Genomic DNA, 25,009 nt, shown 5'->3' on the forward strand with positions numbered 1-25,009 from the left:
AATACTTTACAGAGAAAAATAGAAAAGATATTTTGTAATCAATTTAGTGTAATACCCTCATCAAAATATATTCAACTTATTTTTGGGTAAAATCGTACCTTATTATTCGCCAACTTTTTTCAAGTGAGCAATCGTTGCGGTAGGATTTAGAGCGTTGAATACAAAACTACCTGCTACCAAAGCATCGGCACCAGCTTCTACTAGTTTTTTGCCAGTTTCTTGGTTTACACCTCCGTCTATTTCAATAATCGTTTTCAAACCCCTTGAGTCAATCATCTGACGCAATTTACGTACCTTATCGTAGGTAGATTCAATAAATTTTTGTCCTCCAAAACCAGGATTTACCGACATCAAAAGCACCATGTCGCAGTCAGGCAAAATTTCGTCCAATACCGACAACGATGTTCCCGGATTCAAAACCACACCAGCCACACAGCCTAAGGCTTTGATTTGCTGCAAAGTACGATGAATATGTGGGCAAGCTTCGTAATGAACAGTAATATTAGTAGCACCAATACGTTTGAATTCTTCTAAATAACGCTCTGGTTTTTCAATCATCAAATGAACATCCAAAGGCTTTTTGGCGTGACGGTTGATCGCCTCAATAACAGGCATCCCAAATGAAATGTTAGGTACAAATGCCCCATCCATTACATCAATATGAAACCAATCGGCTTCAGAATTATTAATCATTTCAACATCACGTTGAAGGTTGGCAAAATCCGCCGCAAGCACCGACGGAGCAATAATTACATTTTTCATACCACAAAATTAGTAGTTTGTACCTTATGAAAAAAAGAAATTACCCCTACAAATATGCTTAATGAAAGGTAGCTGAACGATTGGCAGATGATTTTTTTAGTAAAAAATCAAAACTCTTTTGAGGTATTTTACTCAACAACTTTAATTTTTGAACTAACTTAGGCGAAAATTAGACCTAATTTTTACAATTATATCTTTCCAGCTAGCAATTGCGTTCAAAAATTAGGTATCAATGACAATTTGGCGTGAAAACAGTACAGCAATGAATCCACAAGAGCAAATTCAAATTCTTACAGATAAAATCAACTATTATAATCATCAGTATTATATGAACTCGGAATCTGAGATTTCGGATTATGAGTTTGACAATCTTTTAGAACAACTTCAAGCTTTAGAAGCTCAGTATCCCGACTTGGTTCGGCCTGATTCGCCTTCGCATCGGGTAGGAGGGGCTATTGCCAAAGAATTTGAGTCGGTAACTCACCGTTTCCCGATGTTATCGTTGGGCAATACTTATAATGCTCAAGAGCTAATTGATTTTGACGAAAGAGTACAGAAAGGCTTGGAAGGACAACAATATGAATATATCTGTGAACTAAAATTTGATGGTGTAGCCTTGTCGGTATGGTACGAAAATGGCGTTATTGTAAAGGGTGTAACCCGTGGCGATGGCGTTCGGGGCGACGACATTACGGCCAATGTCAAAACCATCAAAACTTTACCTCTTAAAGTGCAAGCTACGGGTTTGCCAGTACAATTTGAAGTAAGAGGTGAGGGCTTTTTGCCATTGTCGTCTTTTGAAGCTATCAACAAAGAGCGTGAAGATATTGGTGAAGCCCTTTTGGCCAACCCACGAAATGCCGCATCTGGTACTTTCAAAATGCAAGATTCGTCGGTGGTAGCCAAACGAAAGCTAGATTTTTATGTATATCAATTCCTTTCCGAAACCGATACCTTTGCCACACACGAAGAAAGCTTACACTGGCTCAAATCGGCAGGATTTAATATTTCGGATACATGGGAAAAATGCCGTAATATTCAAGACGTACTGGCTTTTATTGAAAAATGGGAAGACAAACGCCATAGCCTGCCACTCAATACCGATGGTATTGTTGTGAAAATCAACTCGTTTACACAACGTGAACAATTAGGCTTTACGGCAAAGTCGCCTCGTTGGGCTATTGCTTACAAATACAAGGCCGAGTCGGCTAGTACTACATTGGAGTCGATAAGCTATCAGGTAGGTCGTACAGGCAATATTACGCCCGTAGCCAATTTAAAACCCGTACATTTGGCAGGTACGGTTGTAAAGCGTGCTAGCGTACACAATGCCAATGAAATAGAACGATTGGATTTACATATTGGCGACACCGTATTTGTAGAAAAAGGAGGCGAAATTATTCCTAAAATCACTGGCGTAGACCTTAGCAAGCGAAAAGATAGTTTTGAAGAAATCCATTTTCCAGAAGTTTGCCCTGAATGTAGCACTCCATTAATCAGGAAAGAAGGAGAAGCCAACCATTATTGTCCCAACGAAAAAGGATGTCCGCCCCAAATCAAGGGTAAAATCGAGCATTTTATTCAGCGAAAAGCCATGAATATCGAAAATATTGGGACCGAAACAATAGAATCTTTTTACCAAAAAGGCTTATTGAATAGCCCAGCCGATTTGTACACTTTGAAAAAGGAAGATATGGAAGGCATGGAAGGGTTTAAAGCAAAGTCGATTAATAATATTTTATCGGGTATCGAAAAATCAAAGGAAATTCCATTCAAACAAGTACTTTTTGCTATCGGAATTCGGTATGTGGGGGCTACAGTAGCCGAAAAACTTACCAACCATTTTCTAACAATCGATTCCCTTGAAAAAGCCACTTACGAAGAGCTGATTCAAGTACCCGAAATTGGCGACCGTATTGCCCAAAGTATCGTTGCGTATTTTCAAGACAACGAAAATGTACAATTTATCGACAGCCTAAAAAAGGCAGGATTACAGTTTGTGCATATTCCTACCGAAATTGTTGTAGAAGGAAATGCTTTGGAAGGAAAAACTTTTGTAATTTCGGGTGTTTTTCAAAACTTTGGCCGAGACGAACTCAAAACGAAAATTGAAGCAAACGGAGGGAAAGTCCTCAGTGGTGTATCAAAAAAGCTGAACTATTTGTTGGCAGGAGCAGAAGCAGGCCCTTCAAAAATCGAAAAAGCTGAAAAAATGGGTGTAAGTATTATTTCGGAAGAAGATTTTTTGGCCATGTTAGTAGCATAAGTTATAGGAAATAGGTTTTCCTAATAGGATAAAATCGAGTAACCATTATCTAATTAATTACTGAAACATTGAAAAGTAATGTTTCAACCAAACACAAATTATAATGAGACCAAAATTTCATGGTGTAGCTCCCGCATTAGTAACCCCAATGTTTGAGGATGGGAGTATCGACTACGATGGATTAAAAGCTTTAATTCATCATGTAAGCGACGGAGGAGTCGATTATTTAGTTGTTCAAGGTACTACTGGCGAATCAGCTACAACATCTAAGGAAGAAAAGAAGCGTATTCTGGACTTCATCAAAGAAAACAACTACAAGAATCTTCCAATCGTTTACGGAGTAGGTGGTAACAATACGCCAGAAGTGGTTAAATATTTACAAGAAGTAGATTTGTCGGGTGTCGATGCTATTCTTTCGGTATGCCCTTACTACAACAAGCCAGGGGCAAGAGGCGTAATTGCACATTATACTGCTATTGCCGATGCTTCGCCTGTGCCTGTAATTATGTATAATATTCCGGGGCGTACGGGTATCAATATGTCGGCTGCTACTACATTGACATTGGCACAGCACCCCAATATTATTGGCATCAAAGAAGCCTCATGTATTATTGAACAATGCATGGAAATTAATAAAGATAAGCCAGAGGATTTCTTGTTGATTTCGGGCGACGACGTGCAGGGTGTACCTATTATTGCTTGTGGAGGCGTAGGCGTAATGTCGGTAATTGCCAATGCTGTTCCGGCTAAATTTACACAAATGATTCATGCTGCCTTAGACGGTGACTTCAAAACAGCACGAACAACCCTCGGCGACTTCTTGGCAATAGACCCGCTTTTGTATGAAGAAGGAAACCCTGTAGGCGTGAAAAAAATCCTTGAAATTAAAGGGATTTCAGGCTCGGATGTTCGTTTACCATTGGTAAAAGCTTCTGAAGAACTTGGCCAAAGAATGCAAGTTATACTAGCAAAAGACCATTTATTATAAAACTCAACACAAAAGGCAATGCAAGCATTTTATTGATTTCATTGCCTTTTTCTTTTCCTTTTTACCAATTTTAAACTCATTATAATCATGTTTGTTCATATTGTAAATTTCTGGTTAAAACCAGATTTGTCTACCGAAGACCGTCAAAAATTTATTGAGGGTGTAAGTTCTTTGGGTACTATCAACGGTTTAGTAACGTTTAATATAGGAACACCCGCAGCAACCGACCGCCCTGTGATTGATAAAAGCTATGATTTTAACCTTTTAACAGTTTTTAACAACATAGAAGGACACGATGCGTACCAAATTGACCCAATCCACCTTAAATTTGTGGAAGAATGTAACCACCTCTGGGACAGAGTGCTAATTTATGATGCAGAAAGTATTTAAAAATATTACCCCAAAGTGCTATTTAGTAGGTTTGATAAGTGTCATTACGATGTCATGTGCCAAACCGCCTCAAACAAGCTCTTATTATCGCCCCAACTATCAAACAGGTGGGTACGACTCTGGCTTAGGACTAGGTTTTGGCGTAGCCGACAAATATCCTATTGAGATATTTCAGGGTACAGAACGACCAGAAAATGCCATTGAAGAAATCGAAAAGCTGACTATTTCGGCCGAATACCCTCTAACTCAAGACCAAGAATACAAAGGTAGAATGTTGAAACGAGGAAACGACGAACAACAGAAACGTGATTTGATGAATCAATTGGTAGAAAAAGCTCAGGATTTAGGAGCAAGTGGATTAGTAAATGTAAATTATAAAGTATTTTCGACGGCAAAAACTTCGGGTTATATACTTACTGGTACAGCTTATAGATACGTTTTAAAACCTCAGGTTAAATCAAATTATTAGGGTGTTGAGGGCTTAAAACAAAAGAGTGCATACAACAAACAAAAATCTCCTATTATTTTGCGGTACGTAAAATAATAGGAGATTTTGTTTTGAAGCTGTTTTATTCTTAAATGGCTCTTATTTCACCATTTAAAAAATAAACCTCTGTATCGATCTTATCGGGGCCATCACCGTATATCCAAATTAGCTCTTGGGTAGATTTAGTTCTGCCATTTACAACTGCTCCTACCTTGTTTAAGGTTGTTAACTTTTCTTGGCTGGCTTTGGTGATACTATTGTAACTGGTAATTTTGTTACCCGATAAGTCATAACAGCTCACCGTTTTACGGGTTTTATCTATATGCAAATTCGTGTCTGCCCTATAGGCTTCTATATCTATTTCTTCAGGGCCATCGCCATATTGCCAAATATAACCGTGTGCCACCTTTAATTTACCACTTGCTACTTGGCTTATCCATGAAGAGGAGTATTTCATCGCCTTTGAGGCAACATAGACACTGGCAAACACTTTTATTTTTTTTCCGTTTAAATCATACTGAGTTACGATTTTAGCATCATTCTCTCGAATAACATTTTCTAATTCTCCTTTGTATTCATCCCCTTTCCTTCTCCAGATGAAAGACCCATAGGTATGTGTGGGGTTATCAATAAAGTTTCGAATAGTTGGCATACCGATTCCTGTTTTTTCGGAGGCTTCTGTGATAGAATCGTAAGAGGCTACCTTTGTTCCATCTTTCGTATATTGTACTACAGCTATAGCCGTAATACTTACTTTGGTAGGTTTCGGAGCAATATATTCGGGCTGGGCTGTACTTTCTTCTGCCGTAGCATACCGCCAAACGAAACCTCCTGCGGTATAATTTTTGCCAGTTACATTTTTTTGAATAGCATCGGGGGTTAGGCCTATCGTTTCGGCCGCTGCTACTATGCTAGGAAAAATATCCAAAATATTTCCTGAGCGGTCTAATTTTACAACGGCTTTTGTTTTGCTGAAATCTTTATGCTCGCCTTCGTAGGGTTGATTTTCTCTTCGCCATACATAACCACCACAAGTTTTACTTTGTCCTTTTAGGCAATCTCGTATAGAAGAGTCATTTAATCCAAGGGATTTGGCGGCCAAGGTTATAGAGGGAAATTTACCTATAAACTCCCCTGATTTGGTATATTGACAAACCGAAACCTTTAAGGCTCTACGGGTAAAATTGCCTTCGTAAATATCGCCTTCGTATCGCCATACAAAACCACTTGCAAATTTACTCTTGAGTAAAGCACATTTAGAAATACTATCTGCGGTAATGCCTGTTGCATAAGATGCCCCTGATACTGAATTATAGGTTTTGAGTAGTGTTCCTTCTATTGTATATTGATTTACTTTTTTGGTCTTTGAAAAACTGGCATTTTCTCCTTGATACGGGTCTGTTTCATAACGAAATACAAAACCCTTCAACTGAATATGTTTCTTCTTTAAAACATCTTTAATATTACTTCGTAAAAGTTGGGTAGCCTCTGCGGCAGCACAGATACTCGGAAAATGATTAAGTACCTCTCCTTGTAAATTATACTGTATCACAGCTTTACTATGCTTCTGTACGATTACTGACTTACTTTTCAGAGATCTTCTTTCCTTTTTAACTTGATCATAAAAAATATACGTACTATTGCTGGCTTCCAAATTTGCTATTTTGTTGTTAAGGTTATCTCCATCTTTATGAATAATTTTTAGTTTATCGGTATCATAGTTTAGCTTTTTTACAAAACAGTCATATACTAATCTGTTTACTTGAAGTATACAACTTAAACCTTCATAACGTATGTGAACACTTAATTGAAAAGTATAATCGTTGGTATGATTATTAAGCGTGCCTGTTATATATTGAGAGAATATACGTTCTTTGGTATAGTATGGTTTGTGTCCATCAACTGAAATAATGAGACGTGGCAATGCTTTGACACGTCCCATATTAGATACCATAAAACATTCATCAAATTGAGGAATACCTATCCATTCTTCGCCTTCAAGATTCACTAGAGAGGTATTCATGAAAGGATAACCTGAGAAATCGCCCAATTGAAGGGCTTTGCTTTTTGAAATGATTCTTGGCTTTTTTTCCATCGTGGCAAGAAAGGGTTTTAGGTTTTAATAGAACGTTTTTTTGTTCGATTTATAAGAACTATTTAAACTCTTTTGTAAATATTTGGATGAGTAAACTTAATAAAATTATCAGAATTTATAAGTTTTCATTCAAAAAATAACAGCCAAATTCTATAAATCGTTGTTCTGTTTGTCCCCTCATTCTGTGAATTTCATTATTCTTGGAAGCCAATAAGAGGTTGCTTCCTTTTTCTATATAAGTCTATTTTATGGCTCTATTATATAAATATTGAAGTAAAATGCAAAAAAATACCCCAACAAAACCATTGAGGCAATCCTAGTAAATTATAGAGGTTGTTTTGGAACTTTTATATTCGGTAGCAAGTAGGATAGGGCATTTGAGATATAGAAATTTAGAGCTAGGGCAAAGGCATGATAGACATTATATCTGTTTTTAGGGAAACTTTACCAATATTATTGAATTGTTGGCAAAATTAAAAAGGGGCAAATTTCTGCTTTTTGAGGGCTTTTGACTTAGCTGTTTTTTCAAACCCAATAAAAATAATCTTACCCCTACTTTTATTTTTCTCAAGAAATATAGATGATAGAACTTTTAAAAGTGGTTAGGTAATGCCTAACGTTATACAAATACGTTGTTGGCCGCTTGGTAGGTTTGGTTAAATTGCCCCGAAGTCAAAAGACTACTGATGGTATTTCGGACGGTATTAATTCTTCCCTGATAATTGCTTGCTCCTATACTGCACAAATTACGAAATGCTTTTTCATAATCTCCTCCTGTATTCAAGGCATTGGCAATTCTGTCGTTTGTACCTCGTCCCTGATGCCTAATATCGCAAACCATTGCACACACTTTGGCAGGGGCACCATCTAAGCCAAATCTTTGATGATAACTTTTCATGTTTTCCTGAAAAAATTGAATCGCTAATTCTACTTGAACAGCCTTATGCTTAGGGTCGTTGATAGCCCAGTGTATCATTCTGGCCGAACAAATCAACTCTTGGTTTTCTACCTCGTCGAGGCTTGGGTTAAAGTAATCCATAAGCCCTTGTGTCGAGCTATTACTTTCGAGTTGTGTAATGGTATTACCATTTTGATAATGAATCCTATTGTTTACTAAAATCAATCGAGGAAAATAAAGATTGGCATTAGGTAAAGTTAATAGTTTTCGCAGAAATCGCACAAAGTCGCCTTCGGGTACGTGTACGGCGTATTGCATAAAACCAAAAGTGAATTTGGCTCGGTCGTAGGTATTTAAGCAACTGTACGAGTTATTGCTTTCGGCTCGTGCTGTTGGAGCAATAAAATACGCCCAAAAGTCGTGCTGTTGAGCAAATGATGCAGGGTTATAACTTCCTTGATTTACAACCAAAGTGTTATAAAGCCCGAATTTGTTGCCATCGTACAAGGTTTTATAACCAACCAAAAACCTTGCTTGGTCCGAATTGTTGAGTTTGGCATAATAGGCAGTTCTACCATTGGGCAAAACCGACTGAGATATAGAAAAGTCGTACGGCATAGTGTGGAAAGAATTATTGTTTGAAAAGAAGTATAAATACAATAGGTAATATACTGAACAGCGTATTTATAATACTAGTGGTAGTGGAGGGGCATACTTGTTGTTGTGTAAGATTAAGGATATTTTTGAATATATCAAAAAAGCTTAGTGAATACTTATTATTCGGTTGATAATCAGTGATATATAGTGTTTTTTGAGGTTGTTGAAAAAAATAATAGGGCTGTTTATGCCAGAGGGTTGACTTTTTATTATTAGTATATTTCTCAATGAATTAGCTAAGTGAAAAATTATAAAAGTTTAGATAACACAACGATTCATTAGCTATTTTTTATAAAAATTAAGATGGTAAAATATAAAATTACGAAATATCGTAGTTGAAATATTTACAAAAAATATCTAATGGTCTGATTATTAGTTATTTGTGATTTTGGAGTGATATTTGGCTTTAGAATAGGTAGTTAATTTCTAAACAATATATAACCCCCAAAATTATGAAAGCAAATTTTAACCTCAGCAACAACCGTAAATTAGGCTTTAGAGCTAGCCTTTTCGTTTCAGCTCTTTTTTCGATGTTAGTATTATCGGTTGCTATCAATGCACAAACCAAGCGTGTGCCTGGCGGTTTAGGACGAGAAGAATACATTGAGGTAGAAAAGAATGTAAAGCTCCATGTTACCGACTTGGGTGAAGGCCCCGTTGTGGTATTAATTCATGGATGGCCACTTGGCGATGCCATGTACGAGTATCAATATCAATATTTAGTTCAAAGAAATTACCGAGTAATCGGCATTACACTCAGAGGGTTCGGTAAGTCGGATAAACCCTATGGAAAGTATAATTATGATGTATACGCCGACGATATTAAGGTGATTTTGGACAAACTCAATATCCAAAATGCTACTTTAGGTGGTTTTTCGATGGGTGGAGCTATATCTATTCATTATACAGCCAAGTACAAGGCCGCTCATATCAATAAACTGGTTTTGTTTGGAGCAGCAGCACCTATCTGGACCAAAAAAGAGAATGTAGATGGACTAATAGAGTTAAGCAGAGAAAATAGACCACAATTATTAGAAAACTTTGGTAAAATATTTGGTGCTACCGAAACCGCCGTTTCGCCTGCATTGGGTGCTTGGTTGGGGGCTATCAATATGGAAGCTTCGCCTTATGCTACCACTCAAAGCCTAATTGCGTTAAGAGATGCAGACCTACGAGAGGACTTAGATAAAATTAAAGTTCCTACTGCTATTTTTCATGGTACAAAAGACAAAATTTGTGACTTTAGTTTGGCTGAACAAATGCACGCAGGCATCAAAAATTCGTATATCGTAAAATTTGAAAACAGTGGTCACGCTTTGTTCATTGAAGAATTACCAAAGTTCAATACCGAACTTTTGGCTTTCTTAAAGAAATAGATGGATGAGTGATACCCATTTTATTACTTAACATACATCAATGCAGAAGTGATTGGAAAGAGCTAATTTTGAAACAAGAAAGCAGTCAGACAGAAGTTTTTAGTATCACCAAAAGCCCATTTTATTACTTAACATACATCAATGCAGAAGTGAATGGAAAGAGCTAATTTTGAAACAAGAAAGCAGTCAGACAGAAGTTTTTAGTATCACCAAAAGCCCATTTTATTACTTAACATACATCAATGCAGAAGTGAATGGAAAGAGCTAATTTTGAAACAAGAAAGCAGTCAGACAGAAGTTTTTAGTATCACCAAAAGCCCATTTTATTACTTAACATACATCAATGCAGAAGTGAATGGAAAGAGCTAATTTTGAAACAAGAAAGCAGTCAAATAGAAGTTTTTAGTATCACCAAAAGCCCATTTTATTACTTAACATACATCAATGTAGAAGTGAATGGAAGGAGCTAATTTTGAAACAAGAAAACAAAAATCAATTACACTTACGCTTAGTCAAACAATAACTTCTTCTAGCAAGAGGCTTGCTGATTACGGCCAAATTTTTCTAAAAATCCATTTAACAATAAAAAAACGAATAATTTAAACAGACAAAAAACATGAAAAAGTCAATTCTTTCTCTCGCATTCGTAGTAGCATCATTTGTAGGATTTGCTCAAAAACCGTCTCCGATGTTGCTCAACCCAACCAACCACGCTTTAGTACTTATCGACCATGAATCACAAATGGGATTTGCTACAAAAAGTATCGAAATGACTGATTTACGCAACAATACAGCCATTGTAGCAGGTGCTTCAAAAATCTTCAAAATCCCGACAGTAGTAACTACGGTAGCTGAAAAATCATTCAGTGGGCCAGTTTTTCCTGAAGTTTCAGAGTTTTATCCACAAGCTACTTCAAATTATATCGACCGTACAACCATGAATACTTGGGAAGATGTAAATGCACACAAAGCAATTGTAGATAAAGGCAAGAAAAAAATCGTTTTAGCAGGTTTGTGGACTAGCGTTTGTATTGTAGGGCCAGCGTTGTCTGCCATCAGCGAAGGATATGACGTATATGTAATAACGGACGCAAGTGGAGACGTTTCAAAAGAAGCCCATGAACAAGCCGTAACTCGTATGGTTCAAGCTGGAGCACACCCCATTACAGCTATCCAGTACTTATTAGAATTACAACGTGACTGGGCTCGTAGCGAAACGTATGTACCTGTAACTAACCTTGTGAAAAAATACGGTGGTTCTTACGGTATTGGTATCCAATATGCACACGAAATGTTGAAACACTAAGATTAGTGAAATGCTTTAGGTTATCGAATAGCCTAAAGCATTTCTTCCAAAATTCTTTCCTCAATACCCTTTCTTCTTACGAATATGAAAACTTTATCCACACTCGCAATCATACTTTTTGTGTTGGCTGGCAATACTTTTGCCCAACAAAAAGCTGATATGATTCTTTTCAACGGAAAAGTAAATACGCTCGACGATACGCATCAAAAAGCCGAAGCGGTGGCGATACTTGGTAATAAAATCTTGGCGGTGGGTACAAACAAAGAGATTTTAAAACTGAAAAATGCCAAAACAAAATTGGTAGATGCTCAACAAAAAACCATTGTGCCGGGTTTGTTCGATAGCCATTTGCACGTGATTCGTGGGGGACGCTTTTACAATACAGAATTACGTTGGGACGGTGTAAAAAGCCTAAAACGTGCTTTGGAGATGTTAAAAGAACAAGCCCAAAGAACACCAGAAGGACAATGGGTAAGAGTAGTTGGTGGTTGGAACGAATACCAATTTGAAGAAAAACGCCTTCCTACTATCCAAGAAATCAACGATGCCACTGGTAATACGCCTACTTTTATTTTGTACTTATATGGCAAAGCATGGCTGAATCAGGCAGGTATCAAAAAATTGAATATCACTGGCGAAACGCCGAATCCTATTGCAGGATTAATCGAAAAAGATAGCAACGGAAACCCAACAGGCTTGTTGGTAGCTGAACCGAATGCCTTTATTTTATACTCTACTTTGGCAAAACTTCCTGAATTGAATACCGAAGAAAAAATCAATTCTACGCTACAATACATGAGCGAACTTAATCGCTTGGGCGTAACGGCTGTGATGGATGCAGGAGGGGGCTTTCAGAATTTTCCCGATGATTATAACATTACTGACTCGCTCAACAAAGCAGGCAAAATTACAGTCAGACTTCCCTATTATCTTTTTGCACAGAAAAAAGGTACAGAGCTAAAAGATTATACTCGCTGGACTGGAATGGTTGACCTTGAGCATCAGCACGGAAATGGCATCAACGAAATAGATTATCATGTAGAAGGTGGTGGCGAAAACTTGGTTGCCGATGCCGCAGATTTTGAAAATTTCCTTTTCCCTCGTCCAGAATTGCCTAATTCGATGGAAAGTTCTTTGAAACCCGTTTTACAATTATTGGTTAAAAATCGCTGGCCCTTCCGTTTGCACGCCACTTACAACGAAAGTATTTCAAGGGATTTGGCTGTGATTGAAGAAGTAAACAAAGAAACGCCTCTGAACGGTTTAGTTTGGTTTTTTGACCATGCCGAAACCATCAGCGAAGAAAATATGCAGCGTATCAAGGCATTAGGTGGCGGTATTGCTATTCAGCACAGAATGGCTTTTCAAGGCGAAAGTTTTATTCATCGTTATGGAAAAAATGCTGCTTTGGCGAGCCCGCCAGTAAAAAGAATGCTTGAATTGGGCATTCCAGTAGGTTTGGGTACAGACGGTACTCGTGTGGCTTCGTACAACCCTTGGGTTTCGTTGTATTGGATTATTTCTGGAAAAACAGTCGGCGGCACACAAGTAATGGCAAAAGAAAATACAGTGGACAGAAATACAGCCTTGAAATTGATTACGGCAGGTGGTTATAGCCTTATCAAAGAACAAAATAAAGGTAAAATTCAAGCAGGATATTTGGCAGATTTGATTGTTTTGAGCGACGATTATTTTGAAGTAGCCGAAGAGAAAATCAAAGATATTACTTCCGAATTGACCATTGTTGACGGTAAAGTAGTGTTTGGTACAAGTACTTTCCAAAGCGTAGCACCGCAAGCTTTACCTGTTATTCCAAGTTGGAGTCCAGTGAAATATTATGGTGGTTATCAAACCAAATAGTTATGAAAAAACTGTTGTGGCTAATGGGGATTTTAAGTTGGAATACCTTAGCATTTGCCCAAAATAGTCCAGTTTTTAAAATGTTGAGATACGATGAAAATTGGACTTTTCTTAAAAAAGACACAAGTAATCATTGGTATAATCGTTTGAAATATAATCAAGTAGGTACTTCTGGTAAAAGTTATATTTCGGTTGGTGGCGAAGTGAGGTATCAGTACTTCGCCATCAAAAACGAAGATTGGGGCGATATATCAACCGATAAAGACGGTTATGTATTGACTCGCTATTTGGCTCATATCGACTATCACATTAATCCTACTTTCAGAGCATTTTTTCAGTTGCAAAGTAGCCTTGCCAATAGCCGAATTAATCCGAGTCCAGTAGAAGAAAATACTTTAGATATTCACCAAGCTTTTGCAGATGCTTTTTTATGGCAACAAAAAGATAAATCAGTTCTGTTGAGAGTAGGTCGCCAAGAAATGACTTATGGTTCACAAAGATTGATTGCTGTGCGTGAAGCCCCCAACAATCGTTTGGCTTTTGATGGAATAAAATTTATTTTTCAACAAAAAAATCTGAAATCTGATGTCTTTTATACGCATCCAATCGCCAACAAAGCAGGCATTTTTGACGACGCTTTTAATAAAAATACTCAACTTTGGGGCTTTTATTCGGTCATTAATCATGCTTCTTTTTTAAATAATATCGACTTGTATTATTTGGGCATTCGCAAAAAACAAGCCACTTACGACGCTGGCAAAGGTGAAGAAATAAGACATTCGATAGGCACAAGAATCTGGAAAAACAAAGGCGATTGGCAGTATGATTTTGAAGGGGTTTTTCAGTTTGGCACATTTGCACAGCAACAAATTTCAGCTTGGACACTCTCGTCAAACACTACTTATCAGTTTAGTCAAGTGGCATTAAAACCTAAATTAGGCTTGAAAACAGAAGCCATTTCGGGCGATAGAAATTTGAGTGATAATCGTTTACAAACTTTCAATCCACTGTATCCCAAAGGAGCGTACTTTGGCTTGGCAGCACTAATTGGCCCATCCAATTTATTCGATTTTCACCCCTCGCTTGATTTGGAGTTGAATGAACGATTAGAATTTGGCATCGATTACGATATTTTCTGGCGACTCAGCCGAAAAGATGGCATTTATGCCCCCAATATGTCGCTGATTTATTCAGGAAAAAATACCAACGACCAGTTTATCGGTACACAATTGTCGGCAGAATTTAATTATCAACTCAATCCATTTTTATTCTTTCGGCTCGAAGGCACTTGGTTTGAAACAGGGCCTTATTTGAAGGAAGTAAGTACTGGTAAAGATATATTATTCACAGCGGTTACTACACAGTTCAAATTTTAAGTAAAATCAGGAATGTCTTAGAAATTTACTCAATAACGCCATGAATACATCTCTTCCTCTTACATATCAGATAGTTATTTCTACCGTAATGATGTACCATAAAAGGCTACAGGTGGGTGTTGAGCAAATTCAGTTGGGGCTCTCGTTTTTGAACCAATATTATTGGGAAGTAACCGATAGCGTTATTGTAAAAGAGGTACAAAAAATAGAACAGGAGTTACTACACTTACATGAAATATACCATCAAAATATCTGTATTTGCGAAAAAATATACCAAATTTTTGAGACTGAAGATTTCCTACATACTCAGCAAATAGCCCGTGAGATAGCCCTAATAGAGCAAAGCTTTATATGTGCCGAATACCAATATCAACGCCTGACCGAATACCTTAACAACTAAGTATTGTTTGATTATCAATATATCATTTCTATGAAACTCATATAAAGTCAATCCTCTTAAATAAACTATAACCATGGAAGAAACAATTTTGGGCATTCATCATATTACAGCCATTGCTGGCGATGCCAAACGCAATTTTGATTTTTATACTCAAGTACTAGGGCTTCGGTTTATCAAAAGAACTGTCAATTTTGACGACCCTTATACCTATCACTTTTATTATGGTGATGAATATGGTAGTGCAGGTACGATTTTGACATTTTTCCCTTGGGGCGATATAGAACAAGGTGAAATAGGAGCAGGAACCGCCTCAGAAATAGGTTATTCGGTACCCAAAGGAAGTTTAGATTTTTGGATAGATAGATTTGAAAAAAATGCTATAGTATACCACAAGCCAGCCACAAAGTTTGGAGAAAAGTTCTTGACTTTTTTTGACCCAGATGGACTAAAATTAGCATTGATTGAAGCCGAAACGCCCGATAATAGAGTAGCTTGGGAAACCGACGCAGTAAAAGCTGAAGTGGCTACCAAGGGTTTTCATAGTATTACGCTTACCCTCAACGAAGTAGCCCCTACAGCGAGGATTTTGACCGAAATATTTGGATATCAACTTATCCAGCAAGAGGGTGTAAATTATCGTTATGCAACGAAGGCTATTGATACTGCCAACGTCATTGATTTGATAGAATTACCCGAAGAACCTTTGGGCGAGGTAGCTGGTGGAAGTGTACATCATGTGGCATTTCGGGTAAAAAATGACGAGATTTTAATGCAATTCCGTGCCAAAATCAAGGCACTTGGCTTGGATATTACTCCCCAGATAGACCGCAATTATTTCCATTCTTTATACTTCAGAGAGCCAGGTGGTGTTTTGTTTGAAATAGCTACCGAAAATCCAGGATTTACAGTAGACGAACCATTAGCTGAATTGGGGAAAAACCTAAAACTACCAGCTCAGTACGAGCCATATCGTTCTGATATAGAACAACATCTTGTTGTAATTGATTAGTTATTATTGAGTTGTGCATTTATCCCTATCAATTTTATGAAAAATGTAAAAATAAGTACTCGACTAAATAGTTTGTTATTCGCTGAGTCTACCAATACACAACAAGCTATTGTATTGCTGTGTTTCAGGGTGTTATTGAGCCTCGAACTGATTGTGGTTCATGGTTTGAAAAAGCTGGGTATTCCCAACGGCGTTGCCGAGGTTATTCCAAATCCCTATAATATGCCCCTTTGGATTAACGAGAATATCGCCTTAGCAGCCAATTTGATTTGCCCTATTTTGGTGATATTGGGGCTATTTACTCGCTTGGCAACACTACCTATTTTGGCCGTAACACTTTCTGGATACTTTATTGTACATGGTCACGACAGCTTATTGGTCAGAGACATTCCTTTTATGTATAGCCTTTGTTTTTTGTTTCTAACCTTCACTGGTGCAGGAAAATACAGTTTAGATACTATCATCGCCAAAAATACAATTAATCATGACTAAGGTTTTATGGATTCTTTTGGTAGTCTTAGCAGGGGCTTTACTACCCATTCAAGCGGGCTTGAATACTAAAATGGGCAAAGTTATCGAAAGTCCTGTTTGGGCTTCTCTTATATCATTTGCTGTGGGTACGCTAGCCATGCTAACCTACGCTGGAATTACTAAACAAGGCTTTAATCTTGCCGAGTTTCGAAATATCCCAGCCCATACTTGGGTAGCAGGTGTGTTAGGAGCTTTTTATGTAACCACTATCGTATTGGCTTTTCCTCGACTAGGGCCTGCTCTTACGTTTGGTCTTGTAGTGGCGGGCCAACTATTTATTTCGCTTGTACTCGACCATTTCAATATTCTCGTACAGGTACAACATAGCATCAATATCTACCGAGTCGTAGGTGTGTTACTCATCATTGCGGGCGTAGTGATTATTCGCTCGTTTTAAAGGTATTGAGTGAGTTAGTGATTGAGTGGATTAGTGATTTGTTAAAACGATTTTTTATCGGAAAAATCAAATTTTATTGTAATAGATTGATTTTTAGTTATTTAATTCGGTTTATCACTCAATCACCTAGTCACTCAATCATTTAGTAGAATCAATTTTAATCAACCATAATTTATTATTTACAATTAAACCTTTAATAACATGAGCAAGATTACAGTAAAAGACGGAACAGAAATTTATTACAAAGATTGGGGAACAGGACAACCTCTCTTTTTTCACCACGGGTGGCCACTATCGAGCGATGACTGGGATGCACAAATGATGTTTTTTGTGAATCAAGGTTTTAGAGTAATTGCTCATGATCGTCGTGGACATGGCAGGTCAACACAAACAGCCAATGGCCACGATATGGATACTTATGCAGCCGATGTAGCCGAACTCACTGAAGTCCTCGACTTACGTGATGCCGTACACATTGGGCATTCTACTGGTGGTGGCGAGGTGATTCGTTATGTGGCGAAACACGGTCAAGGAAGAGTAGCAAAAGCGATTTTGATTAGTGCCGTAACACCTATTATGGTTCAAACAGAGAGTAATCCAGAAGGTATTCCGATGTCGGTATTTGAAGAAATTCGTGAAGGAACAGCTACCAAACGCCCACAATATTTTCAGGATTTTACGATTCCATTTTTTGGGTATAACCGTGAAGGTGCTGTTATTTCGCAGGGGGTTCGTGATAACTGGTGGAGGCAAGGAATGATGGGTGGTATTGTTGCACATTATAACTGTGTGAAGGTATTTTCTGAAACAGATTTTACCGAAGACCTCAAAGCTGTGGATATTCCAGTACTTGTACTGCATGGCGAAGATGACCAAATTGTTCCCTTTGAACTTACCGCAGTAAAAGCTGTGAAGCTTTTGAAAAACGGTACGCTTATTTCTTACCCAGGTTTTCCTCACGGAATGCCAACGACAGAAGCAGCCACCATCAATGCCGATATTTTAGCATTTGTTAAATCATAAACAAAGATAACTGCTTTGGGGAATGGGCACTATTTCTATTCCCCAAGGTACTTATCTATTTTTTGTAAAAAAAGACTCATTTCTAACACATCCCACAAAACAAATCAGACCATGAATAAAGGAGCAGAAATAGGAATCACCGAAACATATAGAGCAAATGTTGCCCTAGAACTTTCCAAAATTTTAGCCGACGAATTTGTACTTTATACCAAAACCAGAAATGCCCACTGGAATGTAGAAGGAGCAGATTTTTATGCGATTCATAAGTTTTTTGAAAACCAATACGAGCAATTAGACGAAGCGATGGATGATGTTGCCGAAAGAATCCGTGCGATCGGGCATTATGCACCTGCAACCCTAAAAATCTACTTGCAACTTACGCATCTCAGTGAAGAGTCTCGTGAGGACAACGACAGTACGGGCTATATCAAAGAGCTTTTGGCCGACCATCAAACAGTGATAATTCATCTGCGAGAAAATATCAACAAGTTTGCTACTGAATACCACGATTTAGGAACAAGCGATTTTATTACAGGCTTGATGGAAACTCACGAAAAAATGGCTTGGATGTTAAGAGCCCATTTAAAATAAATGTGATGAAAGAGCCAAAACCCTATATTGGTTTATTAACCTTTCTATTGGCAAGTGTGGCAGGATGTTGCGACACAGTAACGTTTGTGTCGGGAAAGTCCATTTTTTCGGCACACGTTACAGGTAATTTTATTGTTTTTGCAGCACAAGCAATTGCCAATAACCATACTTCTTCGTGGCTTCAGCTTACTACTTTTCCTGTATTTGTAATCGCTGTGATGGTAGGTGGTTGGCTAAGTGGTCAATTCCTTAATCGGTATGTATTGTTGCTTGTCGAGAGTGTATTACTGCTACTGGCTGCTTTGGCTACGTGTATTGTACCAACGTGGTATAATCTAAACAATGGTCATGGTATTTATCTTATTGTAATGATGGTGGTATTTGCTTTGGGATTACAAAATGCTTTTGGTAAATTGTATAGCCAAGACACGCATGGCCCAACAACCATGATGACAGGAAATGTAACACAGTTGGCCCTAGATTTTGGTAATCTATTTCGCAGCAGATTTACCACTTGGCCAAGCTTAAAAGAAAGTATTCAAAAACAATTATTTACCATTGGAGGTTTTTTGTTTGGATGCCTTCTTGGAGCTCTTTTAGCCAACCTTATGGCCTTAAAAGCCCTTTTTCTACCCAGTTTAGCTTTATTGATATGTAGTGCTTTTTTACTCCGTACCACCAAAAACAATATGTAAGAAATATGGAAAAAAATGTACCCTTGCTAAATAGGCAAACTTCGTTGGTAGCTTTTGTATGCTATGTTGTATTGTGTATTTGTAGTCCACAAAATAGTTTTGGTAAAGAGAAAAAACAAATTCAGACTATTCGAGAAGGGCTAAAGAATTTACCAGAGAATAGTCCTCAGAGAGTTGATTTTTTGATTGAATATGGACGTTACTGTTTAGAGAAAACAGGCGAGCTCAAAGTGGATTTAGACAGTGCCTTTGTTTTTCAGCAACAAGCTTTGGCATTGGCTAAGCAGCTTTCGTACATCAGTGGTATTGCCGATGCCATGATTCTTGAAGGAAGAATCTATCATGAAATGCAGCTTCGTAATAAAGCTATTATTCAGCTTAAACGGGCATTTCTTTATGCTAAAAAACACAAGTTATATGCCCAGCAAGGTGACTTTTTTACCAATTTTACCCAGTTTCACAACAACGAACTCACAGGAATAGACACTAAAATTGGCTATTATATCAAAGCTATTCAATTATATCATAAAGCTAATGCCCAAGAAGACGAAGCTACTTCTCGGAAAATGCTGGGCGACTATTACAGTATTTTGGGTAAATCAAACGAAGCCATTGAACAGCTAGATTTGGCCTTGAAAATTTATCAAGACATTCATTTCAAAGATTTGCAAGGCGTATATAATATAATGTCGGGCGTGTACTCGCAGATGGGTAATTACGAACTGGCTATAAAATATGGTCTGTTGGCTGTAAAAACAGCCGAATCGCTCGGCGATGAAAGCTTGCAGCTGAGTTCTATTTATAACAAATTAGGGATCAGTTATCTTTATTTAGGTCAATATCAAAGAGCTTTGGAAAGCTGGCAAAAAGCAGCAACGATTGCCGAAAAATACCAAGATGCCGATTATCTCAGAATTATTTATGACAATATTGTTAATGCTTATTCAGGATTAAAAAAATTCAAGCTTGCCCTAAATCAACTCGTATATATTGAGAAAAATTATCCGCCCAATGATTATCATACTCGACTTATGCTTCAGTACCGCTACACAATGCTATACTTAGACTTGAAGCAGCATGATAAGGCAAAGCCACATTTTGCAAAGCTATTGGAATTGAACAAGGATACATCTAAAGATATTATGAACCAAATGTATATTAATCATGCAGCGATTCGGTATTATATAGAAACCAAGCAGTCGGATAAAGCATATTCTTTTTTGATTGACCAAGATAAAATTTCTCGTAGTGTTTCCAATAAAAAAATGCTTTATGAAAACTATTTGACATGGTTTAAGGCCGACTCTGCCATAGGCAACCTTTCTGAAGCAATCAAGCATTACAAATTATACAAGGTATATTCCGATTCGGTAATGAATGCCCAAAAAGCCAAACAGATTTCTAACTTACAAATTCAATTCGATACAGAACAGAAAGACAAGAATATCCTATTTTTAACCCAAAAAAATGAACTACAAAACGCTACTATTCGCAACGATAGAATCATAAAGACTATCTCGATAAGCGGTACAATTGTATTGATATTACTGTTGTTGTTAGGTTATAACCGTTATCAACTCAAACAAAAAAACAATCTGCAATTAGAGCAAAAACAGAAGGAAATCAACCAACAAAACGACTTACTCAAGCGGTTGCTGAACGAAAAAGAATGGCTTATCCGAGAAATACATCATCGAGTAAAGAATAATTTGCAGATAGTGATTAGCCTATTGAATACGCAGTCGGCACATTTACAAAATTTGGATGCCCTCGAAGCCATTCAGAATAGTCAGCATCGAATGCACGCTATATCATTGATACATCAAAAACTGTATCAAACCGAAAATCTGGCAACAATAGATATGGAGTGGTATATTTGGGAATTGGTTTCGTACACCAAAGAGAGTTTTATGCTCGACAAAAAGCTAAGTTTTGATTTAGTAACCGAGCCAATAACGCTCGATGTTGGTCAAGCAGTACCCATTGGTCTTATTCTAAACGAAGCCATTAGCAATGCTGTCAAATATGCTTTTCCAACCAAAGAAGGTCAGATAAAAATTATTTTGAAAGCCGTTTCTGAAAAATGTTGCAAGCTCTCTATCTCCGACAATGGGGTTGGTTTACCAGAAGGTTTTGATATTACAGAAAGCGATTCATTGGGTATGAGTTTGATGCGAGGACTAAGCGAACAAATAGAAGGAATTTTTGATATTCAAAACCAACAAGGCTTGACCATTACCGTTATTTTTCCAATCAAAACCGAATTGGAACACTCTATTGTACATAGTTAAGTTAGTGCTGTACGCAATGTCGTTCAAATAAAATTGATGTAGGGGCAACCCTTGCGGTTGCCCCATTCAAAATAGCATAGTAGGGCTTTGTTATGTTCAGAATGGCAATCGTAAGGTTTTGTTGTGTTCAGGCAACCGCAAGGGTTGCCTCTACAAAAATGTTAATTGTAAGAGTTCCTTGTTATAAAATAGGATTCAAGACATATTCTATAAATTCTAAATTAGTAGTGTACGCAAGTTTTAATTGTCTATAAATATAAAATTGATGTAGTGGCAACCCTTGCGGTTGCCCCATTCAAAATAGTATGGCAGGGCTTTGTTATGTTCAGAATGGCAATAGTAGAGTTTTGTTTTGTAGAGGCAACCGCAAGGGTTGCCCATTCATCAAAAATGCTAACTAGGAGAACTCTTTTGAACAAAATAAAATCCTTCATACAGCACTAATAGTTAATGATAAAAAAAGATAAAATACTGATTGTTGAAGACGAGTTTATTGTGGCTTATGATTTAAAAATAATGCTCACAAAAGCAGGCTATTTGGTAGCAGGAATTGCCACTTCGGTAGAACGTGCCAGACAGCTCATAGAACAAAAAAAACCTGACTGGGTATTATTGGATATTATCTTGAAAGGTGATGAAACTGGCATTGATTTGGCCCGTGAGCTTTTACAAAAAAGAATTCCCTTTTTATTTATTTCGGCCAATACCGACCAAACTACCCTAGAGGCTGCCAAAGCAACACAACCTTATGGTTTTTTGGTAAAGCCCTTTCGAGAACGAGACTTATTTGTGATGCTTGATATAGCCCGATACCGCTATGGCGTTGAAATGGGTACTATCTATGACACCCCTAGCGAAAATCAAAAAACTGTTGTTGAGATAGAAGGGATTATTGGTAATAGTAAGGTTTTGTTGGACTCTTTAGAGAAAATTAAAATTGTAGCACCGACCAATACATCAGTTATTATCTTGGGCGAAAGTGGTACAGGCAAAGAACGAGTAGCACAGGCTATTCACCAACAATCTGCTCGTAAAAATCAGTCATTAGTAACAATTAATTGTGCTGCCTTACCTTTTAATCTCATAGAATCAGAACTTTTTGGTCATGAAAAAGGAGCTTTTACTGGGGCTAATCAAAAACGTATAGGGAAATTTGAACAAGCTCATGGAGGAACTATTTTTTTGGACGAAATAGGAGAATTACCCTTAGATGCCCAAGTAAAATTGCTACGAGTATTACAAGAAAAAGAAATAGAACGAATCGGAAGTGACGCAACTATCAAAGTGGACGTTCGTATTATTGCAGCTACCAATCGAAACCTTGAACAAGAGGTATCGGAAGGGCGTTTTCGTTTGGATTTATACTATCGTTTAAATGTATTTCCGATAGCGTTACCTGCTCTTCGTGAACGCAAAGAAGATATTCCATTATTGACGCACTATTTCCTAAAAAAAATCAATGCTTGTACAGGACGAAAAATCACTCGAATTAGTGATTCGGCCATGCAAAAGCTTCAAGCTTACGATTGGCCTGGTAATATTCGCGAACTCGAACACCTGATTGAACGGAGTGTGCTATTGGCACAAAATCAGGAAATTGTAGATATTCACTTACCTAATACACCCAAGTTTCAAGCTAAAAGACTGCCTGCCGAGGAGGTAATTGATACGATGGATGATATGGAGCGAGAACATATTTTAAAAGCACTAAGGAACTGTCAGGGAAAAGTGTCGGGTATAGGAGGGGCTGCCGAAGCATTGGGAATGTCGCCCCAAACATTGTATGCAAGAATCAAAAAATTAGGTATCAAAATGGGCTATACCTAACAAAATTACAAAGGTATTTGGAATTAATATTTTATTTAAGTAAGTGTACTTTTCAATACTGTGTTATTTATGGAGTATCGAGAAAATGTTCTTTCTTAATACCCAATTTTTTCATTTTTGAAATCAGCGTAGTAGCAGGTAAATCAAGCCTAATGGCTGCACCATTGGCCCCAAAAATTCTGCCATTACACCATTGAAGTACTTGCACGATATGCTCACGCTCTATAGTAGCTAATGTTTTTATTTCAAATGCTCTGTTTTGAGGTATAGTAGGCAAGTCTACTTTATTGATAATGGGGCTATTGCTTAGTAAAACACTACGTTCTATTAGGTGTTCTAGTTCACGGATATTACCAAGCCAAGGGTGTACCAAAAGTTCTTCTAGGGCTTTAGCAGAAATACCCGTAATATTTTTATGACTTATTTGAGCGTATTTTTCTATAAAATAATTGACCAATAACGGAATATCTTCTTTGCGTTTACGCAGAGGAGGTATCATAATCGGAAAAATATTTAAGCGATAATACAAATCTGCACGGAATCGCCCTGCTCCAATTTCTTCTTCTAGGTGGCGGCTTGTGGCTGCAATAATACGAACATCCAGTTTGATGGTTTGCCGTCCACCAATCCGTTCCATTTCTTTTTCCTGTAAAACTCGCAAAAGTTTTAGCTGTAATTCAAGTGGTAACTCGCCGATTTCATCCAAAAATAGCGTACTATTTTGGGCTAATTCAAACTTCCCGATTCTTTGGTCGGTAGCTCCTGTAAAACTCCCTTTTTCATGGCCAAACAGTTCGCTTTCAAGCAAGTGAGCTGGGATAGCCGCACAATTAAGCTTTACCATGTTTCTACTTTTTCGAGGTGAAGCTTCATGAATGGCCTTGGCTATCAGCTCTTTACCTGTACCTGTTTCGCCCAAAAGTAATACCGTCGAAACTGAACTAGCCACTTGGGTTACCAATTGCAAAACCTCTTGGAGAGCCAATGATTTTCCAATAATATGGTTCGCCATAGGGGTAGCTATAGGTTTGGGAGCAGGGGCTATCGTTGGCGTTTTTATTTCGCCCTGAAGTTCCTGAACCTGTTTTTGGGCAAGAAGTTTTTGAATTCCCAAGCCTACCAAACGAGCTACTCCCGATAGTATGTCAATAAGATATGCTGAAAATTGGCCTTGTTGTTGCGAATGAACAAACACCACCCCGTTTGTCTTGCGTCCATCATAAAGCGGAATTGCCAAGGTTTCGATAAGCCCCAGCCGTAGCCATTGTTGAGCGTACCAAGGTGTTTGCTCTTTTTTTACCAAGAGTTTTGTATTGAAAACCTCAACTTGTTGAGAGAAAAAAACAGAGTCTTGCGATGCTATTATGACTGTTGGGTTATCAGAACTGTTGGAGGTAGTATTACTCAGCAAAATACGATAAGTATTTCTTTCTTGATTGAGCAAGCATAAAGTATAAAAAGCATCTTCACACAATTGAGGCAGTAGTTTTTGGAGAATGCTATCAATTTCATCCAGATGCTCGGCTAGTACCATTCTATTACCGAGAGAAAGCAATATCAGTGATACTTTTTGGCTACTGTCATGATAGTTCAGAGGAGGAGATTGGGGCTTTTTGGGCATTTTGAAGAGCTAAAAACGTTATTTTATGGTCAAAAATAATGAATACAGCCAATAAAATAGGAGGGTAGAGCTGTTTAATTTAAGCCCAACACCCTATTCCAATAAGGTATAGAAAGAGAAAGCTGACTTTTTTAGCCAGAAAATGTTGATATTTACCAATTTG

Annotated in this window: 21 protein-coding genes; 17 read left to right on the forward strand and 4 right to left on the reverse strand. The window is 37.7% G+C overall.

The window, feature by feature from the left end; translation table 11 throughout:
* Positions 1–102 precede the first annotated feature (102 nt).
* Positions 103–762 (reverse strand): ribulose-phosphate 3-epimerase, encoded by a 660-nt coding sequence (rpe, locus tag FLEMA_RS0107875; protein ID WP_026994991.1) that lies wholly within the window; start codon positions 760–762, stop codon positions 103–105.
* Between the two features lie 262 nt (positions 763–1,024).
* Between rpe and ligA the strand changes: the two genes are divergently transcribed.
* From ligA to FLEMA_RS67900, 4 genes are all read left to right on the forward strand, one after another.
* Positions 1,025–3,028, forward strand: coding sequence for an NAD-dependent DNA ligase LigA (gene ligA / locus FLEMA_RS0107880; protein ID WP_026994992.1), 2,004 nt, complete (start codon positions 1,025–1,027; stop codon positions 3,026–3,028).
* A gap of 103 nt (positions 3,029–3,131) precedes the next feature.
* Complete coding sequence (dapA, locus tag FLEMA_RS0107885; protein WP_026994993.1) at positions 3,132–4,016, forward strand: 4-hydroxy-tetrahydrodipicolinate synthase; 885 nt, start codon at positions 3,132–3,134, stop codon at positions 4,014–4,016.
* An 87-nt stretch (positions 4,017–4,103) separates the two neighbouring features.
* Entirely contained in the window at positions 4,104–4,406 is a 303-nt protein-coding gene (locus FLEMA_RS0107890; RefSeq protein ID WP_026994994.1) for a Dabb family protein, read from the forward strand.
* A complete protein-coding gene (locus tag FLEMA_RS67900; RefSeq protein ID WP_144080057.1) occupies positions 4,387–4,875 on the forward strand; it encodes a hypothetical protein in 489 nt (162 codons plus the stop codon). Before FLEMA_RS0107890 ends, FLEMA_RS67900 begins: the two co-directional genes overlap by 20 nt.
* Positions 4,876–4,981: 106 nt before the next feature.
* Here FLEMA_RS67900 and FLEMA_RS0107900 read toward each other — a convergent pair whose 3' ends face one another.
* Both FLEMA_RS0107900 and FLEMA_RS76010 read right to left on the reverse strand, forming a co-directional pair.
* The gene (locus FLEMA_RS0107900; RefSeq protein ID WP_026994995.1) at positions 4,982–6,988 is read right to left on the reverse strand and encodes an NUMOD1 domain-containing DNA-binding protein; all 2,007 of its coding nucleotides are present in this window, start codon (positions 6,986–6,988) and stop codon (positions 4,982–4,984) included.
* Between the two features lie 619 nt (positions 6,989–7,607).
* Positions 7,608–8,504, reverse strand: coding sequence for a hypothetical protein (locus tag FLEMA_RS76010; protein WP_026994996.1), 897 nt, complete (start codon positions 8,502–8,504; stop codon positions 7,608–7,610).
* Positions 8,505–8,995: 491 nt separating this feature from the next.
* Here FLEMA_RS76010 and FLEMA_RS0107910 point away from each other — a divergent pair, with 491 nt between their 5' ends.
* From FLEMA_RS0107910 to FLEMA_RS0107970, 13 genes are all read left to right on the forward strand, one after another.
* Positions 8,996–9,919, forward strand: a complete 924-nt coding sequence (locus FLEMA_RS0107910; RefSeq protein WP_229359387.1) for an alpha/beta fold hydrolase — start codon at positions 8,996–8,998, stop codon at positions 9,917–9,919.
* Between the two features lie 616 nt (positions 9,920–10,535).
* Positions 10,536–11,225, forward strand: coding sequence for a hydrolase (locus tag FLEMA_RS0107915; RefSeq protein WP_026994998.1), 690 nt, complete (start codon positions 10,536–10,538; stop codon positions 11,223–11,225).
* 84 nt (positions 11,226–11,309) lie between these two features.
* The gene (locus FLEMA_RS0107920; RefSeq protein WP_026994999.1) at positions 11,310–13,085 is read left to right on the forward strand and encodes an amidohydrolase; all 1,776 of its coding nucleotides are present in this window, start codon (positions 11,310–11,312) and stop codon (positions 13,083–13,085) included.
* Positions 13,086–13,087: 2 nt separating this feature from the next.
* Positions 13,088–14,461 (forward strand): alginate export family protein, encoded by a 1,374-nt coding sequence (locus tag FLEMA_RS0107925; RefSeq protein WP_026995000.1) that lies wholly within the window; start codon positions 13,088–13,090, stop codon positions 14,459–14,461.
* Positions 14,462–14,501: 40 nt separating this feature from the next.
* Positions 14,502–14,861, forward strand: coding sequence for a hypothetical protein (locus FLEMA_RS0107930; protein ID WP_026995001.1), 360 nt, complete (start codon positions 14,502–14,504; stop codon positions 14,859–14,861).
* A gap of 73 nt (positions 14,862–14,934) precedes the next feature.
* Positions 14,935–15,870 carry a ring-cleaving dioxygenase gene (locus tag FLEMA_RS0107935; protein ID WP_026995002.1) on the forward strand — a complete coding sequence of 312 codons (936 nt, stop codon included), beginning with the start codon at positions 14,935–14,937 and terminating at the stop codon, positions 15,868–15,870.
* Positions 15,871–15,906: 36 nt separating this feature from the next.
* The gene (locus FLEMA_RS0107940) at positions 15,907–16,362 is read left to right on the forward strand and encodes a DoxX family protein (RefSeq protein ID WP_026995003.1); all 456 of its coding nucleotides are present in this window, start codon (positions 15,907–15,909) and stop codon (positions 16,360–16,362) included.
* Positions 16,355–16,798, forward strand: coding sequence for a DMT family transporter (locus FLEMA_RS0107945; RefSeq protein WP_026995004.1), 444 nt, complete (start codon positions 16,355–16,357; stop codon positions 16,796–16,798). Before FLEMA_RS0107940 ends, FLEMA_RS0107945 begins: the two co-directional genes overlap by 8 nt.
* A 201-nt stretch (positions 16,799–16,999) precedes the next feature.
* Positions 17,000–17,821, forward strand: coding sequence for an alpha/beta fold hydrolase (locus FLEMA_RS0107950; protein WP_026995005.1), 822 nt, complete (start codon positions 17,000–17,002; stop codon positions 17,819–17,821).
* A 111-nt stretch (positions 17,822–17,932) separates the two neighbouring features.
* A complete protein-coding gene (locus FLEMA_RS0107955) occupies positions 17,933–18,412 on the forward strand; it encodes a Dps family protein (RefSeq protein WP_044171094.1) in 480 nt (159 codons plus the stop codon).
* A 5-nt stretch (positions 18,413–18,417) separates the two neighbouring features.
* Positions 18,418–19,107, forward strand: coding sequence for a YoaK family protein (locus FLEMA_RS0107960; protein WP_026995007.1), 690 nt, complete (start codon positions 18,418–18,420; stop codon positions 19,105–19,107).
* Positions 19,108–19,112: 5 nt separating this feature from the next.
* The gene (locus FLEMA_RS76015; protein ID WP_052354020.1) at positions 19,113–21,398 is read left to right on the forward strand and encodes a histidine kinase dimerization/phosphoacceptor domain -containing protein; all 2,286 of its coding nucleotides are present in this window, start codon (positions 19,113–19,115) and stop codon (positions 21,396–21,398) included.
* Between the two features lie 450 nt (positions 21,399–21,848).
* Positions 21,849–23,225 carry a sigma-54-dependent transcriptional regulator gene (locus FLEMA_RS0107970; RefSeq protein ID WP_026995008.1) on the forward strand — a complete coding sequence of 459 codons (1,377 nt, stop codon included), beginning with the start codon at positions 21,849–21,851 and terminating at the stop codon, positions 23,223–23,225.
* Positions 23,226–23,292: 67 nt separating this feature from the next.
* On the opposite strand, the gene FLEMA_RS0107975 is transcribed toward FLEMA_RS0107970, so the two are convergent.
* Entirely contained in the window at positions 23,293–24,846 is a 1,554-nt protein-coding gene (locus tag FLEMA_RS0107975) for a sigma 54-interacting transcriptional regulator (protein WP_044171098.1), read from the reverse strand.
* Between the last annotated feature and the right edge of the window lie 163 nt (positions 24,847–25,009).

The organism is Flectobacillus major DSM 103, assembly GCF_000427405.1.
Lineage (GTDB): Bacteria > Bacteroidota > Bacteroidia > Cytophagales > Spirosomataceae > Flectobacillus > Flectobacillus major.

Bases quoted from the DNA above. Each gene is read 5' to 3' on its own strand.
- FLEMA_RS0107955 (WP_044171094.1), top strand. From the start codon at position 17,933: ATGAATAAAGGAGCAGAAATAGGAATCACCGAAACATATAGAGCAAAT.
- FLEMA_RS0107950 (WP_026995005.1), top strand. From the start codon at position 17,000: ATGAGCAAGATTACAGTAAAAGACGGAACAGAAATTTATTACAAAGAT.
- FLEMA_RS0107890 (WP_026994994.1), top strand. From the start codon at position 4,104: ATGTTTGTTCATATTGTAAATTTCTGGTTAAAACCAGATTTGTCTACC.
- FLEMA_RS0107940 (WP_026995003.1), top strand. From the start codon at position 15,907: ATGAAAAATGTAAAAATAAGTACTCGACTAAATAGTTTGTTATTCGCT.
- FLEMA_RS0107915 (WP_026994998.1), top strand. From the start codon at position 10,536: ATGAAAAAGTCAATTCTTTCTCTCGCATTCGTAGTAGCATCATTTGTA.
- FLEMA_RS0107945 (WP_026995004.1), top strand. From the start codon at position 16,355: ATGACTAAGGTTTTATGGATTCTTTTGGTAGTCTTAGCAGGGGCTTTA.
- rpe (WP_026994991.1), bottom strand. From the start codon at position 762: ATGAAAAATGTAATTATTGCTCCGTCGGTGCTTGCGGCGGATTTTGCC.
- FLEMA_RS0107920 (WP_026994999.1), top strand. From the start codon at position 11,310: ATGAAAACTTTATCCACACTCGCAATCATACTTTTTGTGTTGGCTGGC.
- FLEMA_RS0107910 (WP_229359387.1), top strand. From the start codon at position 8,996: ATGAAAGCAAATTTTAACCTCAGCAACAACCGTAAATTAGGCTTTAGA.
- FLEMA_RS0107930 (WP_026995001.1), top strand. From the start codon at position 14,502: ATGAATACATCTCTTCCTCTTACATATCAGATAGTTATTTCTACCGTA.
- FLEMA_RS0107970 (WP_026995008.1), top strand. From the start codon at position 21,849: ATGATAAAAAAAGATAAAATACTGATTGTTGAAGACGAGTTTATTGTG.
- FLEMA_RS76010 (WP_026994996.1), bottom strand. From the start codon at position 8,504: ATGCCGTACGACTTTTCTATATCTCAGTCGGTTTTGCCCAATGGTAGA.
- FLEMA_RS0107900 (WP_026994995.1), bottom strand. From the start codon at position 6,988: ATGGAAAAAAAGCCAAGAATCATTTCAAAAAGCAAAGCCCTTCAATTG.
- FLEMA_RS0107925 (WP_026995000.1), top strand. From the start codon at position 13,088: ATGAAAAAACTGTTGTGGCTAATGGGGATTTTAAGTTGGAATACCTTA.
- FLEMA_RS76015 (WP_052354020.1), top strand. From the start codon at position 19,113: ATGGAAAAAAATGTACCCTTGCTAAATAGGCAAACTTCGTTGGTAGCT.
- FLEMA_RS0107960 (WP_026995007.1), top strand. From the start codon at position 18,418: ATGAAAGAGCCAAAACCCTATATTGGTTTATTAACCTTTCTATTGGCA.
- dapA (WP_026994993.1), top strand. From the start codon at position 3,132: ATGAGACCAAAATTTCATGGTGTAGCTCCCGCATTAGTAACCCCAATG.
- ligA (WP_026994992.1), top strand. From the start codon at position 1,025: ATGAATCCACAAGAGCAAATTCAAATTCTTACAGATAAAATCAACTAT.
- FLEMA_RS0107975 (WP_044171098.1), bottom strand. From the start codon at position 24,846: ATGCCCAAAAAGCCCCAATCTCCTCCTCTGAACTATCATGACAGTAGC.
- FLEMA_RS67900 (WP_144080057.1), top strand. From the start codon at position 4,387: ATGATGCAGAAAGTATTTAAAAATATTACCCCAAAGTGCTATTTAGTA.
- FLEMA_RS0107935 (WP_026995002.1), top strand. From the start codon at position 14,935: ATGGAAGAAACAATTTTGGGCATTCATCATATTACAGCCATTGCTGGC.